Annotated in this window: 15 protein-coding genes; 3 read left to right on the top strand and 12 right to left on the bottom strand. The window is 63.8% G+C overall.

The genetic code is table 11. The annotated features are described in order from the left end of the window. Positions 1 to 73: 73 nt before the first annotated feature. Together ribD and nrdR are read right to left on the bottom strand one after the other, a co-directional pair. Entirely contained in the window at positions 74 to 1,168 is a 1,095-nt protein-coding gene (gene ribD / locus AADZ90_RS07710; protein ID WP_367311803.1) for a bifunctional diaminohydroxyphosphoribosylaminopyrimidine deaminase/5-amino-6-(5-phosphoribosylamino)uracil reductase RibD, read from the bottom strand. Further along, positions 1,165 to 1,644 carry a transcriptional regulator NrdR gene (gene nrdR, locus AADZ90_RS07705; RefSeq protein ID WP_367311804.1) on the bottom strand — a complete coding sequence of 160 codons (480 nt, stop codon included), beginning with the start codon at positions 1,642 to 1,644 and terminating at the stop codon, positions 1,165 to 1,167. The genes ribD and nrdR overlap by 4 nt, the downstream gene beginning before the upstream one ends. Before the next feature lie 173 nt (positions 1,645 to 1,817). On the opposite strand from nrdR, the gene AADZ90_RS07700 reads away from it, so the two are divergent. Both AADZ90_RS07700 and AADZ90_RS07695 read left to right on the top strand, forming a co-directional pair. After that, entirely contained in the window at positions 1,818 to 2,489 is a 672-nt protein-coding gene (locus AADZ90_RS07700; protein WP_367311805.1) for an SDR family oxidoreductase, read from the top strand. A 105-nt stretch (positions 2,490 to 2,594) separates the two neighbouring features. After that, positions 2,595 to 2,801: a dodecin family protein gene (locus tag AADZ90_RS07695; protein ID WP_367311806.1), complete on the top strand. Its 207-nt coding sequence runs from the start codon at positions 2,595 to 2,597 to the stop codon at positions 2,799 to 2,801. A gap of 2 nt (positions 2,802 to 2,803) precedes the next feature. On the opposite strand, the gene AADZ90_RS07690 is transcribed toward AADZ90_RS07695, so the two are convergent. From AADZ90_RS07690 to scpA, 5 genes are all read right to left on the bottom strand, one after another. Beyond that, complete coding sequence (locus tag AADZ90_RS07690) at positions 2,804 to 3,211, bottom strand: secondary thiamine-phosphate synthase enzyme YjbQ (RefSeq protein WP_367311807.1); 408 nt, start codon at positions 3,209 to 3,211, stop codon at positions 2,804 to 2,806. A gap of 17 nt (positions 3,212 to 3,228) precedes the next feature. Next, the gene (locus tag AADZ90_RS07685) at positions 3,229 to 3,597 is read right to left on the bottom strand and encodes a hypothetical protein (protein WP_367311808.1); all 369 of its coding nucleotides are present in this window, start codon (positions 3,595 to 3,597) and stop codon (positions 3,229 to 3,231) included. 36 nt (positions 3,598 to 3,633) lie between these two features. Further along, a complete protein-coding gene (locus AADZ90_RS07680; RefSeq protein WP_367311809.1) occupies positions 3,634 to 4,674 on the bottom strand; it encodes an endonuclease/exonuclease/phosphatase family protein in 1,041 nt (346 codons plus the stop codon). After that, positions 4,671 to 5,351 carry a TerB family tellurite resistance protein gene (locus tag AADZ90_RS07675; protein WP_367311810.1) on the bottom strand — a complete coding sequence of 227 codons (681 nt, stop codon included), beginning with the start codon at positions 5,349 to 5,351 and terminating at the stop codon, positions 4,671 to 4,673. The genes AADZ90_RS07680 and AADZ90_RS07675 overlap by 4 nt, the downstream gene beginning before the upstream one ends. Positions 5,352 to 5,423: 72 nt before the next feature. Continuing rightward, a complete protein-coding gene (gene scpA, locus AADZ90_RS07670; protein WP_367311811.1) occupies positions 5,424 to 7,565 on the bottom strand; it encodes a methylmalonyl-CoA mutase in 2,142 nt (713 codons plus the stop codon). A 123-nt stretch (positions 7,566 to 7,688) separates the two neighbouring features. Between scpA and AADZ90_RS07665 the strand changes: the two genes are divergently transcribed. Beyond that, entirely contained in the window at positions 7,689 to 8,186 is a 498-nt protein-coding gene (locus AADZ90_RS07665; protein WP_367311812.1) for a DUF4174 domain-containing protein, read from the top strand. Positions 8,187 to 8,295: 109 nt separating this feature from the next. On the opposite strand, the gene AADZ90_RS07660 is transcribed toward AADZ90_RS07665, so the two are convergent. The 5 genes from AADZ90_RS07660 to AADZ90_RS07640 form a co-directional block, all read right to left on the bottom strand. Further along, positions 8,296 to 9,012: a hypothetical protein gene (locus tag AADZ90_RS07660; RefSeq protein ID WP_367311813.1), complete on the bottom strand. Its 717-nt coding sequence runs from the start codon at positions 9,010 to 9,012 to the stop codon at positions 8,296 to 8,298. Further along, the gene (locus tag AADZ90_RS07655; RefSeq protein WP_367311814.1) at positions 9,009 to 11,009 is read right to left on the bottom strand and encodes an acetyl-CoA carboxylase biotin carboxylase subunit; all 2,001 of its coding nucleotides are present in this window, start codon (positions 11,007 to 11,009) and stop codon (positions 9,009 to 9,011) included. The genes AADZ90_RS07660 and AADZ90_RS07655 overlap by 4 nt, the downstream gene beginning before the upstream one ends. Before the next feature lie 78 nt (positions 11,010 to 11,087). Further along, positions 11,088 to 11,315 carry a YMGG-like glycine zipper-containing protein gene (locus tag AADZ90_RS07650; RefSeq protein ID WP_367311815.1) on the bottom strand — a complete coding sequence of 76 codons (228 nt, stop codon included), beginning with the start codon at positions 11,313 to 11,315 and terminating at the stop codon, positions 11,088 to 11,090. 388 nt (positions 11,316 to 11,703) lie between these two features. Further along, positions 11,704 to 12,063: a hypothetical protein gene (locus tag AADZ90_RS07645; protein ID WP_367311816.1), complete on the bottom strand. Its 360-nt coding sequence runs from the start codon at positions 12,061 to 12,063 to the stop codon at positions 11,704 to 11,706. A 75-nt stretch (positions 12,064 to 12,138) separates the two neighbouring features. After that, positions 12,139 to 12,270, bottom strand: coding sequence for a hypothetical protein (locus AADZ90_RS07640; RefSeq protein WP_367311817.1), 132 nt, complete (start codon positions 12,268 to 12,270; stop codon positions 12,139 to 12,141). Between the last annotated feature and the right edge of the window lie 200 nt (positions 12,271 to 12,470).

Raw genomic sequence — 12,470 nt, 5'->3', positions numbered from 1 at the left:
GCCGTCCTATCACGAAGACAGAACGCCGCACCCCTGAAAAACCGAAACTGAGCCAAATTTGGCTGACGCTGTCCTAGCGGCACGCCACCCAACGCGCCATGACGTCCCCGCCCACCGGGCGAAGCTCGGCCAGCTCGAACCGCTGCGCCTCTGCCAGCTTGGAGATCTCCAGCGCGCCAAGCGCAGGGATCCCCTCCGCACCCAGAGCCAGCCCGGCCGTCATCGCAACCATCTCGTCCACCACATCCGCCTGCAAAAGCGACGCCGCGAGCGACCCGCCGCCTTCGCAGAAAACTCGCGTGATGCCCCGCTCGGCCAGCGCGCTCAGCACAGACCCGATCTCCACATTCCGTCCCCGAACCGCACAAGGCAGCCCGTCGACACCCGCATCGGCCAGCACCCCTGGAAGAGCCGCATCAGCGTCGTGACACACCCAAACCGGTACCTCTCGCGCCGTCCGTGCAAGCCCTCCGTCTGCCGGAATATCCGCCCGCCGAGAGACCACCACCCGCACCGGCTGCTGCATCACGCCCAGCCCCCGGACCGTCAAAGACGGATCATCCGCCCGCGCCGTCCCGCCACCGACCATCACCGCATCATGCCGCGCGCGCATCCCATGAACCACCCGCCGCGCTTCCGGCCCCGTGATCCACTGGCTCTCCCCCGAGCCCGTCGCGATCCGACCGTCAACCGAGGTTGCGAGCTTCAAGGTCACCAACGGCCGGCCGCGTTCGACTCGGCTCAGAAACCCCGCCTGATCCGCCCGCGCGGCGTCTTCCATCAGGCCGGTCTCCACCGTGATCCCCGCCTCCCGCAAGATCTTCAAACCCCGCCCCGACACACGCGGATCCGGATCGCCCAAGGCCACCACGACCCGCGCAACACCCGCTGCGACGAGCGCATTCGCACAAGGCGGCGTCATTCCATGATGGGCACACGGCTCCAGCGTCACGAAGACATCCGACCCGCGCGCCGCCTCCCCGGCCTGATCCAAAGCTACCCGCTCCGCATGGGGCCGCCCACCGGGCTGGGTCCAGCCCCGCCCCACGATCCAACCGTCGCGAACGATCACGCAGCCCACCGCCGGGTTGGGCCAAGCCTGCCCCAACCCGCGCCGCCCCAAAGACAGCGCCAGCGCCATGAACCGCGCGTCCGACGCGCGTGTCACGTCTCGGATTTATCGTCGGCTGGTTCGTCCGGCCGCAGCTCTGCCACGAACTTGTCGAAGTCGTCTGCCGCCTGGAAGTTCTTGTAAACGCTGGCAAACCGAACATAGGCGACCGTGTCTATCCGGTGCAGCGCCTCCATCACGATCTCACCGATCGTCTTGGACGGGATATCGGTCTCGCCCATGCTCTCGAGCCGCCGCACGATGCCGGATATCATCTGGTCAATCCGCTCAGGTTCGATCGGCCGCTTCTGAAGCGCGATCCGGATTGATCGCTCCAGCTTGTCGCGGTCGAAATCCTCGCGCCGACCGTTGGATTTGATGACCACCAGATCGCGCAGTTGCACCCGCTCATAGGTGGTGAACCGCCCCCCGCAGGCCGGACAAAACCGGCGTCTTCGGATCGCCACGTGATCCTCCGCAGGCCGTGAATCCTTCACCTGAGTGTCGACATTTCCGCAAAACGGACAGCGCATGGACGTCCCTCGATCTCTTGCCCTTGGGGTCCAAACCCCGTCTCCCACATCACTATAGAAGCGCATCCAGAGATTGGGTAGAGGCGAAATCCTGCCCCAAGACCTAGAGTTGGCCGGAACGCAACAGCGCCCTACCTGCCCACACAGGTCCAAGACGACGAAAGGGGCAGATCATGGCCAAGACACTCTTCATCACCGGCGCCTCCTCGGGCATCGGCGCTGCCACCGCACGGGCCGCAGCCGGCTCTGGCTGGAATGTCTCGCTCATGGCTCGAAGCGAAGAAAAGCTGACCGCGCTCGCCTCCGAGATTGGCGATCAAGCTCTTGCAGTGCCAGGCGATGCGACCGACCTCGACGCTCAATCTGATGCTGTCGCCAAGACCGTCGAGAAATTCGGCGCGCTCGACGCCGCCTTCGCCAATGCGGGCAAGGGCCTCGACAAGCCGGGCACGGTCGAGGGCGACCCCGAGGAATGGCACCAGATGATCCATATCAACATCATGGCCGCCCTCTTCACCGCCCGCGTCGCAATCCCGGAGCTCAAGAAGACCAAGGGCCACATCCTCTTCACCGGGTCCGCCGCCGGGCGCCGCCACATCAAGGGCTCGATCTACGGTGCGACCAAATGGTTCATCCATGGCTACGCGGGCAACCTCGCCGAAGAGGTCCGCGAATGGGGCGGCCGCTGCACCGTCATCGCGCCGGGCATGGTCGACACGCCCTTCTTCGACGAACCCCGCCCCGACAAGCTCAAGCCCGAGGATGTCGCCGACGCCGCGATGCTCGCGCTGGACGCCGACCCGCGCAACTGCATCCGCGAGGTCTTCCTGATGCCCAACAACTAGGCCCATGACAGCGGTCAAGCCGCCCACTCTTGGATGTGCTACCATGGAAAGTTCAAGCCAACCGGACGGGCCGTCTGCCGCCCGTCCAAGCGAAAGGACTGTCCCATGAGCATCGCCCGCGTCACCGAGATCTCTGCCACGTCGCCAAACAGCTTCGAAGACGCCGTCACCCAAGGCATCGACCGCGCGAACAAGACCCTGCGCAACGTGACAAGCGCCTGGGTGAAGGAGCAGACCGTTCGGGTCACAAACGGCAAGATCGACCACTATCAGGTCAACATGATGGTCACTTTCGTCCTCGAAGACGACTGACGTCAGCCAAGCATCGCGACGATCTCCCGCCGCTTCGGCGCGTCGCGATGCTCGAACAGATAGATCCCTTGCCAGGTGCCCAACGCCATGCGCCCATCAATCACGGGGATCTGCAACGAGACGGGAAGAAGCGCCGCCTTGATATGCGCGGGCATATCGTCAGGGCCCTCATAGGTGTGGGTCAGATAGGACATCGACGGATCAGTGGTGGGCGGGACAAGCCGCGCGAAAAACGCCTTTAGGTCTGTCTGAACCTCAGGATCGGCGTTCTCCTGAATGAGCAGAGAGCAGGAGGTGTGCCGCACGAACAGCGTCAAGACACCATCCCCGGCGACCCAATCGGCAACCTGATGCGTGATCTCGTAAAGCCCCTGCCCGCGTGTCGAGACCTCGAAAAGCGTTGTCTTCATGAGCGGCGAGACCGGCCCTAGATCTCGATCCCATCCAGGTTCAACTCAGGCGCCTCCGGTTTCCGCGGGATCAGGATATCGCCGTTCGGCAGGATCTCTGGCGGGCCGTAATTCCGCATGTCGTCGATCCGCGACATCAGATCAGCCAAGGCAGGACCCATCTCGGACATCAGCTCCCGCATCTGCGGACCAATATCGCGGCTCAGCCCCTCAAGCTCGTCCAGGGCAGGCTCCATCTGCTGACGCAGACCGCGGAAAAACAGCTGCGCCCCTTCTTCCATGAGGCTGAACCCGCCCTCATCCTCGGGCTCCGCGTCCTGAGCAGGGAGGGTCATCGGAACGGCGGCAAGGCCAACGGCAAACATGGCAGCGATGAACTGTTTCATGGCTTCAATATAAGCGATCTGGCGGCAAATCCCAAATCAAGATCCTACGACAGTCCAATCGAGGTCCACGGAGACAGGAAAGTGGTCTGACGCTGTCAGCAGCGCATGGCTCAATTCCGGGTCTTGGAAACAGACCGGATCATCGAAGGGATGCCAGATGCGCCAGCGCGGATGATGGGCGCGCAGATCCGGCGAGAGCATGACGTAGTCGATAAGAGCAGACAGATACCGCTGCTCGCTCGAGATCCAGAACCGGGCGGTTGTCGGCATAGCGCTGAGCCTCCGGCTCAAGGCACGTTTCGCGTGCGGCTCCATCATCCGCACGCCATCCCCTTCGCCCAGCACGATCTCGACCCCCGACCGCCCGAAAAGCTGCTCGTATTCGTCCAGCCCCGGTCCGTCATTGAAGTCGCCCAGAACGATCACCGGCTCGCCGCCCTCCATATGCTCTTCCACCCGCCGCCGGATCCAGACGCACTGGGCCAGCTGCTTGCGCCGGTTCGCGATCGACACCGCCATGATCTCGTCCAGCGTCACCGCCCCGTGCGGCGCCTTCGATTTGGCATGAACCCCGATCAGCCGCAGCATCGGGCCGTCCACTGGCAGGAACGCCACCTCAAGCGGTGGCTTCGAGAACACCACTTTCTCCGGCGCCGCATCGATATCGAGGTCATAGCGCAGCACCCCGTCGAAGCGCGGCGCGCCCTCCGCCCCGTCCTTGCCGGTGATCCGGCCCTTCGGATCATGCTCCGCCACGGCCCGGCCAGGGTCATAAAGCAGCGTGATCTCCTGCCGCGTTTCATTGAAGAACCCGCTCAACGCCTTCCGCGCCCTCAGCCTGAAACGCTCGGCGAACCCCTCGATGGCGACCGTCCCAGACCGCCGTTTCGAGGTATGCGGCGCCTCGATCACCATCACCGCATCGGCGTCCATCTCCTGAAACACCCGTCCCACCGCAGCCAACTGCTGCGCCCGCGTCACGTCGTGCCGCTTGGACCACTCGCCGTCATCAAACGGCGTCCCGTCCGTATCAAAGAGAAACGAGAACCACTCGACGTTGTAAGTCGCGATCCTCATACGCGCCCTTCCGAGATCGCCTCCCACGCGCGGTTGATCGCGATCATCCGCTTCTCGGCCAGCTTCACCGCCTCTTCCGGCACCCCGCGGGCCACCATCGCATCCGGATGCGTTTCCCGCACCAGCGCTCGCCAGGCCGCCCGTGCCTCATCGACGGAAGCGGCGTGATCGAGGCCCAAGACATCCCAGGGGTCCGGCTCCGCATCCGGCACGAACCGCGCCTTCAACCGCCGGAAACAGGGATCCCCGATCTCGAAGATATCCGCGACCCGTTCCAGAAACGCGTCTTCGTGCGGATGATACTCCCCATCGGCCATTGCGATGTGGAAAAGCCCTTCCACCAGATCCACCAGAGCGTCCTCGCCGCCCTCGAACATCCCCCGGATGCGCTTGGCATAATCCTCGAACCCAGCGACATCCTTGCGGGCCAAATCGAAGACCCGCGCAGCCCCCGCCTCGTCCTCGGCACCGATGTGAAAGACCTCGCGGAACGCCGTCACCTCGTCCCGCGTCACAAGGCCATCGGCTTTCGCCATCTTCGCCCCAAGCGCGATGACAGCAATGGTGAACGCCACCGACCGCTCCGGCGGCGTGCGGAACCGGTCAAACAGCGCCGACAGACCCTCGCCTGCGCGCAGGGCCGACAGGGCTTCCAGAATCCGGCTCCAGATCGACATGCGATCTAGCCTATCCGGTATCCGCTCCGAAGGTGAAGCAGTCGAACGTGCAGAAAACGATGAGGCCCTGCGCTACTCCGCCGCCTCCTGCGTCCGCGCCTCCCGGATCAGCTGCAGGATGTTCTGCGCCGCCTCGGGGATATTCGTTCCCGGCCCGAAGATCGCCTTCACCCCGGCATCGTAGAGGAACTGGTAATCCTGCTGCGGGATCACCCCGCCGCAGATCACCAGGATATCGCCCGCGCCCTGCGCCCTCAGCGCCTCGACAAGTTTGGGCGCCAGCGTCTTGTGCCCCGCCGCCTGCGACGAGATGCCGACGACATGCACATCGTTATCGACGGCATCCTGCGCCGCCTCGTCCGGCGTCTGGAACAGAGGCCCCACATCCACATCGAACCCGATATCGGCGAAGGCCGTCGCGATCACCTTCGCGCCGCGGTCATGCCCGTCCTGGCCCATCTTGACGACCAGCATCCGGGGTCGGCGCCCTTCGGCCTCGGCAAAGGCCTCGACTGATTTCTGGATCTCGGCGAACCCTTCGTCGCCCTCATAGGCCGCGCCATAAACTCCCGCCAATGTCTTCACCTCCGCCCTGTGGCGACCAAAGACCGCCTCCATCGCATCCGAAATCTCGCCGACCGTCGCCCGCGCCCGCGCCGCCTCGACCGCCGCGTCCAGCAGGTTGCCGTCGCCCGCAGCCGCCTCTTTCAGTGCCGCCAAGGCCGCATCGCACGCCGCCTGATCCCGGCTGCCCCGGATCCGCTCCAGCCGCGCCACCTGGGACGCCCGCACCTTTGCGTTGTCAATATCGAGGATGTCGATGTCGTCTTCCTTCGCCAGCCGGTACTTGTTGACACCCACGATCACTTCCTCGCCCCGGTCGATCATCGCCTGCCGCCGCGCCGCGGTCTCCTCGATCCTGAGCTTCGGCATGCCAGAGGCGACGGCCTTGGTCATCCCGCCCATCTCCTCGACCTCGCCGATCAGCGCCCACGCCGCCTCGGCCAGATCGTGGGTCAGTTTCTCGACGTAGTAGGACCCCGCCAGCGGATCGACCACATTGGTCACCCCCGTCTCCTCCTGCAGGATCAGCTGGGTGTTCCGCGCGATCCGGCTGGAAAATTCCGTCGGCAAGGCAATCGCCTCGTCGAAAGAGTTCGTATGCAGCGACTGCGTCCCGCCCAGCACCGCGCTCATCGCCTCGAACGCGGTCCGCACGACGTTGTTGTAGGGATCCTGCTCCTGCAGGCTCACCCCTGAGGTCTGGCAATGGGTGCGCAGCATCATCGATCGGGGGGTCTTCGGCGAGAATTCCTCCATGATCCGGTACCACAAAAGCCGCGCCGCGCGCAGCTTCGCCGCCTCCATGAAGAAGTTCATTCCGATCGCGAAGAAGAACGACAGGCGCCCGGCGAACTTGTCGACATCCATCCCCCGCGCAATCGCAGCCCGGACATATTCCCGCCCGTCGGCCAGCGTGAAGGCCAGCTCCTGCACCAGGTTCGCCCCAGCCTCCTGCATGTGGTAGCCGCTGATCGAGATCGAATTGAACTTCGGCATCTCGCGGCTCGTATAGTCGATGATATCGGCCACGATCCGCATCGACGGCTCCGGCGGATACACATAGGTGTTCCGCACCATGAACTCCTTCAGGATATCGTTCTGGATCGTGCCTGACAGCGCCGACCGGTCGACCCCCTGCTCCTCACCCGCCACGATGAAGGACGCCAGAACCGGGATCACCGCCCCGTTCATCGTCATCGAGACGCTGACCTCGTCCAAAGGAATGCCATCGAAGAGGATCTTCATATCCTCGACCGAGTCGATCGCCACACCCGCCTTGCCCACATCGCCGTCGACCCGCGGATGATCGCTGTCATAGCCCCGATGCGTCGCCAGATCGAAGGCCACCGAAACGCCCTGCTGCCCGGCCGCCAAAGCCTTGCGATAGAAGGCATTCGACTCCTCAGCGGTCGAAAACCCGGCATATTGCCGGATCGTCCAGGGCCGGCCCGCATACATCGTGGCCTTCACACCGCGGACAAACGGCGCCTCCCCCGGAACCGCGCCCAGATGGTCGACGCCTTCCAGATCGTCGGCGGTATAAACCGGCTGCACCGGGATGCCCTCCAGCGTCTCCCAGGTCAGATCCTCGACCGACCGCGCCTTGAGCTCTTTCGCCGCGATCTCTGCCCAAACGTCCTTGCGTCCCATCCTCAAGCCCTCCGATCCGCACATGCCCTCGCACATGCAAACGTAAATTTGTCCGGCGCGCCCTGCGGCGGCCTCTTCGCAATCCCCACGGCCCAGACTATATCTTGGGCAACAGGAGACAGCATGACCCCAACCCCGTTCCGTACCCTTGTCGGCCTCGTCGCCGCGGCACTGACAGCGACCGCCCTGTACGCGCAGGAGGCGGTCAAGACGCCTGTCGCCCTGACGGCGGTGGATAGCTGGCGGGCCGATCCTACCGTAGTTTTCGACGCAACGGATGTGAATCTCGAAGATTTCCTCTGGGTCGCCCGCCCGATCGTCGTTTTCGCCGATACGCCCAATGATCCCCGCTTCCAACGGCAGGTCGAATTGCTCGTTTCGCGGATGGAAGATCTTGTCGAACGCGACGTCGTTGTCCTGACGGATACCGATCCCGAGGCCTTCTCGCAGCTCCGCGAGCAGCTTCGCCCGCGGGGCTTCATGCTCGTCATCGTCGGCAAGGATGGTGGCGTGAAACTGCGCAAACCGGCCCCCTGGGACGTGCGCGAGATCTCCCGTTCGATCGACAAGATGCCGCTCCGCGAGCAGGAAATCATCGATCGGCGCAATGCAAACCAGTAGTCTTCATTGAACCGTAACCGGCCCGCTGCTATATTCAGGGCAGGAGGATAGCGCATGTCAGATCGCCAAAAGCCGGCGCCCCAGCCGCTACCATATACCCCGATCCCCGTCACGACGGGCCGGACCGGCCCTCGTCCTGAGGGATACTAGGCGTGTCCTGAGGCTCCGCTTCAGGGGCTTTCGCCGCCTTCAGGCGTTTTATCTCGAACGCGACCGTCTCTTTCTTCAACTCCTGATCCAGTGCCTGCGCGGCCTGTTTGCCGTCCCTGGCATAGGTGTCGATCATCCGCAGGGCGTGATTGCCAAAGGCAATCGCCAGCACCTTCATTCCCGTCAGATCCTCGTATAGCTTGATCTGCCGTTCGACCGGCAGGGCGGCGAAGCTTTCCCCCCGCAGATCTTCGGTCACGTCGGCGATCACCTTAAGCTGCGCGTAATAGGCCACCACCGCATCGATGGTCGTCCGCGGCAGGATATGGATCTCTCCGATGATCGAGGCAAAGACCTCGTCCTTCCGGTCCCGCACCACAAAGGGCAAGTAGGGCTCGCCCTGCACGGCCCCCTTCCGCATCCGCTCCACCACCGCGGCGGAACTCGCCCACAGATCCTCCTCGGTCCCGAGCGTCTGCAGATTCGCGCCGATCTCGGCGAAGAGCGCGCGATGGACGTCGCGCAGCCGCTCCTGCCGCATCCGCAGGCTGCGACGCCGGTTCTGCGACCCGTTCACGATCCAGCCGCCCGCGACGAAGACGCCTGCGATGACCGCCTGCCAGATCCGTGGATCGAGCGTCGCGAACCAGGTGTAGATCGCCGTCAGAGTGCTCACTCGAATTCCATGATCACGTCGTCGACGGCCAGGCTGTCGCCCGCCTCGGCGTTGATCTTGGCGACGACGCTCGTTCGTTCCGCCCGCAGGATATTCTCCATCTTCATCGCCTCGACGGTGCAGAGCGCCTGCCCTTCCTGAACCTCATCACCCACACCCACATCGACTTTGACGATCAGCCCCGGCATCGGGCACAGCAGCATCTTCGACGTATCCGGCGGCACCTTCTCGATCATATGCGCCATCAGCGCATTCTGCCGCGGATGCAGGACCTTCACGTCCAGATCCGCCCCGCGCGACCTCATCCTGAACCCGCCGGTGATCTTGTCGACCTTCAGGACCAGCAGGTCTCCGTCCACGTCGACCCGCGCCAAGGTATCCCCCGGCGTCCAGTCACTCGCGACACGCAGATCAGAACCATCCTCGAACCGCACGGTCGCCCCTTCCCGGTCGGCGTCGATCTCAACCGGCCAGACATGCCCGTCGATCCGCACCACCCAGTCCGTCCCGACCTTCCGCTCGTGATTGCCCAGCCGGCCGGACACCCGAGTCCGCCGGATCTCCGCCACCCGATTCATCGCCGCCGCCGAGGCTGCGATCCGCCGCAGATCCTCCTCCGGCAAATCGACGCCTTGGAACCCATCCGGGAACTCCTCCGCGATGAACGCCGTCGTCATCTCGCCCGCGACGAATTTCGGGTGATCCATCACCGCCGACAGGAACGGCAGGTTATGCCCGATCCCCTCGACCTCGAACGCATCAAGCGCCACGCGCATCTCCTCGATCGCCGCCGCACGGCTCGGCGCCCAGGTACACAGCTTCGCGATCATCGGGTCGTAATACATCGAGATCTCGCCACCCTCGAACACGCCGGTATCGTTGCGCACCACGCGGTCCTCGAACGCCACCTCCTCGGGCGGGCGATACCGCGTCAGCCGCCCGATCGACGGCAGGAAGTTGCGATAGGGATCCTCCGCATAAAGCCGCGATTCGATGGCCCAGCCATTCAGCCGGACGTCCGCCTGCCCGAAGGACAGCTTTTCCCCGGCCGCCACCCGGATCATCTGCTCCACCAGATCGATGCCGGTGATCAGCTCCGTCACCGGATGCTCCACCTGCAGGCGGGTGTTCATCTCCAAAAAGTAGAAGTTCCGCTCCCCGTCGACGATGAACTCCACCGTCCCCGCACTGCGATAGCCGACCGCATCGGCCAGCGCGCAGGCCTGCTCTCCCATGGCCTTGCGCGTCGCCTCGTCGAGGAACGGCGACGGCGCCTCCTCGATCACCTTCTGGTTTCGCCGCTGGATCGAACATTCCCGCTCGCCAAGGTAGAGCGTCGTCCCCTGCCCGTCCGACAGCACCTGGATCTCGATATGCCGCGGCTGGGTGACGAACTTCTCGATGAACATCCGGTCGTCACCGAAACTCGCCGCGGCCTCGTTCTTCGACGCCTGAAACCCCTCGCGCACGTCGCTCTCGTCCCAGGCGATGCGCATCCCCTTGCCGCCACCGCCGGCGCTCGCCTTCAGCATCACCGGATAGCCGATCTGACCCGAGATCCGGATCGCCTCGTCCGCATCCTCGATCAGCCCCATATGGCCCGGCACGGTCGAAACCCCCGCCTCCGCCGCGATCTTCTTCGAGGTGATCTTGTCCCCCATCTTCTCGATCGCGCCCGCGGGCGGGCCGATGAAGGCGACCCCCTCTTTCTCAAGCGCCTCGGCAAACTCCTTGTTCTCGCTCAGGAACCCATATCCCGGATGCACCGCCTCCGCGCCGGTCCTGCGGATCGCCTCAAGGATCCTGTCGATCACGATGTACGACTGGTTCGCCGGCGGCGGACCGATATGCACCGCCTCATCCGCCATCTTCACATGCAGCGCAGTGCGGTCCGCATCGGAATAGACGGCGACCGTGGCAATCCCCATCTTGCGGGCAGTCTTGATGACCCGGCAGGCGATTTCGCCCCGGTTCGCGATCAGGATCTTCTTGAACATAGGTTTCCCTCAGACACGAAAAGGCCGCCCGGAATTGCTCCGGACGGCCCGATTGTTCTGTTACCTGTTAGGTGCGGCTCAGTTCGACTGGCGGCAGACCCCTGCGTCGTCGCAGAAGACACCTGCCAGCGCGCCAACAGCGGCGCCGGTCGCCACGTCATTCTCAGTCGCATCCGCGATGAGCGCGCCACCCGCGGCGCCGATGACGGCCCGCTCGGTGTCGTTGTCGCCAATCCCGCTGCCGGCACAGGCCGACAGGACAGAGAACGCGCAGATCGCACCGAGGGTCTGGATCTTAATGGACATTGGTCTGCTCCTGTTTTTGTTCGCCCAGCGTCTTTACTGTACGCCAAGCCCTTTCCTGCGGCGAATAGAACACCGTCTGCGGAAAAGGAAAGCGTCAGAACGCTGTTATTCAATATCACGCAGCTTTTGGCCGACAAGGAAAAGACCGCAGGTGAGAAGGGGCACCCCCGAAAGGATGGAGGCGGGTCATCCTTAATGTGGATGACCCGCCTCCTAGGGGAAGGGTAACGGTTTTGACAATTTGCAGATGCTGGCTTGCTGGGACCACCACCTGCACAAGAACGATGACATGAAAGCGCTTTCGGTGCCAAGCCGGGATTAACACTTTTGCAAAAGTCGGCTGATTCCCGCCTAGATTGTATTCTAGGCTGCCCAAATTCTCCTCGCATCAGAACCAGTTCCCCGTCTCAAAGGCGCCGGGAAAGGCTGCGCGGGCGCGCGTCTCGTCAAGTTTAAGCAGGGAATCATAGCTCTCGGGGTCGAATTCGTCCTCCGCAGGAACGACCTCGCGCTCGAACACCCAGGACAGGCGCCCTGCATCCAGATTTCCCCGCTCGAAAGGTGCATCCCCGAAATGATGCCAAAGCGCGGCGACAAAGGCCTCGTCGGCGCGACGGTCCGCCGGGCGCCTGTCCGCATAGCGCTCGCGCGCGATCAACCGGGTTGCGCCGGCCTTGTTCTCACGCCGAATGGTGAACTGATAATCGGATCCGGGCAGGCGGCTAGGAAAGCCGCGATGTTTCAGCATGGTGCCGCGCCCGTACCATCCGGGCCCATGCAGGGTGACGGGACGGCCCGGACAGGCCGCCCCGCCGGAAAGCGATCAGAGCTTGCCGGTGAAAACCGGTTCGTTCGAGACGGGCTCGATAATGACCGGCTCGGGTTCGTTGCGGGCACAGGCAGCTGCAAGAACCAGAAGGCTGAGCGCAGCAACACGCTTGATGGAATTCGACATCCAGGACTCCTCGATATTTCAACGGGACAACGCCGGACACCATGCCCGGCCCCAACCCCGACATTCCGGGTTATCACAGGATAACCCACCGGAAAGATACGGAAATCGGCAGGGCGCGCATCCCGGAAGAGAGATATCGCTCCATTCTGTCGCCAATTCGCATCAATTAGCCCCTCTTCGGGCGGGGTTCCCCCCATATC

It is taken from the genome of Aestuariibius violaceus (assembly GCF_040779325.2).
Taxonomy (GTDB): domain Bacteria; phylum Pseudomonadota; class Alphaproteobacteria; order Rhodobacterales; family Rhodobacteraceae; genus Aestuariibius; species Aestuariibius violaceus.
The sequence above is the reverse complement of the archived record's forward strand: the minus strand, read 5'-3'. Positions and strand labels throughout refer to the sequence as shown.

Bases quoted from the DNA above. Each gene is read 5' to 3' on its own strand.
- nrdR (WP_367311804.1), bottom strand. From the start codon at position 1,644: ATGCGCTGTCCGTTTTGCGGAAATGTCGACACTCAGGTGAAGGATTCA.
- AADZ90_RS07700 (WP_367311805.1), top strand. From the start codon at position 1,818: ATGGCCAAGACACTCTTCATCACCGGCGCCTCCTCGGGCATCGGCGCT.
- AADZ90_RS07695 (WP_367311806.1), top strand. From the start codon at position 2,595: ATGAGCATCGCCCGCGTCACCGAGATCTCTGCCACGTCGCCAAACAGC.
- AADZ90_RS07690 (WP_367311807.1), bottom strand. From the start codon at position 3,211: ATGAAGACAACGCTTTTCGAGGTCTCGACACGCGGGCAGGGGCTTTAC.
- AADZ90_RS07685 (WP_367311808.1), bottom strand. From the start codon at position 3,597: ATGAAACAGTTCATCGCTGCCATGTTTGCCGTTGGCCTTGCCGCCGTT.
- AADZ90_RS07680 (WP_367311809.1), bottom strand. From the start codon at position 4,674: ATGAGGATCGCGACTTACAACGTCGAGTGGTTCTCGTTTCTCTTTGAT.
- AADZ90_RS07675 (WP_367311810.1), bottom strand. From the start codon at position 5,351: ATGTCGATCTGGAGCCGGATTCTGGAAGCCCTGTCGGCCCTGCGCGCA.
- scpA (WP_367311811.1), bottom strand. From the start codon at position 7,565: ATGGGACGCAAGGACGTTTGGGCAGAGATCGCGGCGAAAGAGCTCAAG.
- AADZ90_RS07665 (WP_367311812.1), top strand. From the start codon at position 7,689: ATGACCCCAACCCCGTTCCGTACCCTTGTCGGCCTCGTCGCCGCGGCA.
- AADZ90_RS07655 (WP_367311814.1), bottom strand. From the start codon at position 11,009: ATGTTCAAGAAGATCCTGATCGCGAACCGGGGCGAAATCGCCTGCCGG.
- AADZ90_RS07650 (WP_367311815.1), bottom strand. From the start codon at position 11,315: ATGTCCATTAAGATCCAGACCCTCGGTGCGATCTGCGCGTTCTCTGTC.
- AADZ90_RS07645 (WP_367311816.1), bottom strand. From the start codon at position 12,063: ATGCTGAAACATCGCGGCTTTCCTAGCCGCCTGCCCGGATCCGATTAT.
- AADZ90_RS07640 (WP_367311817.1), bottom strand. From the start codon at position 12,270: ATGTCGAATTCCATCAAGCGTGTTGCTGCGCTCAGCCTTCTGGTTCTT.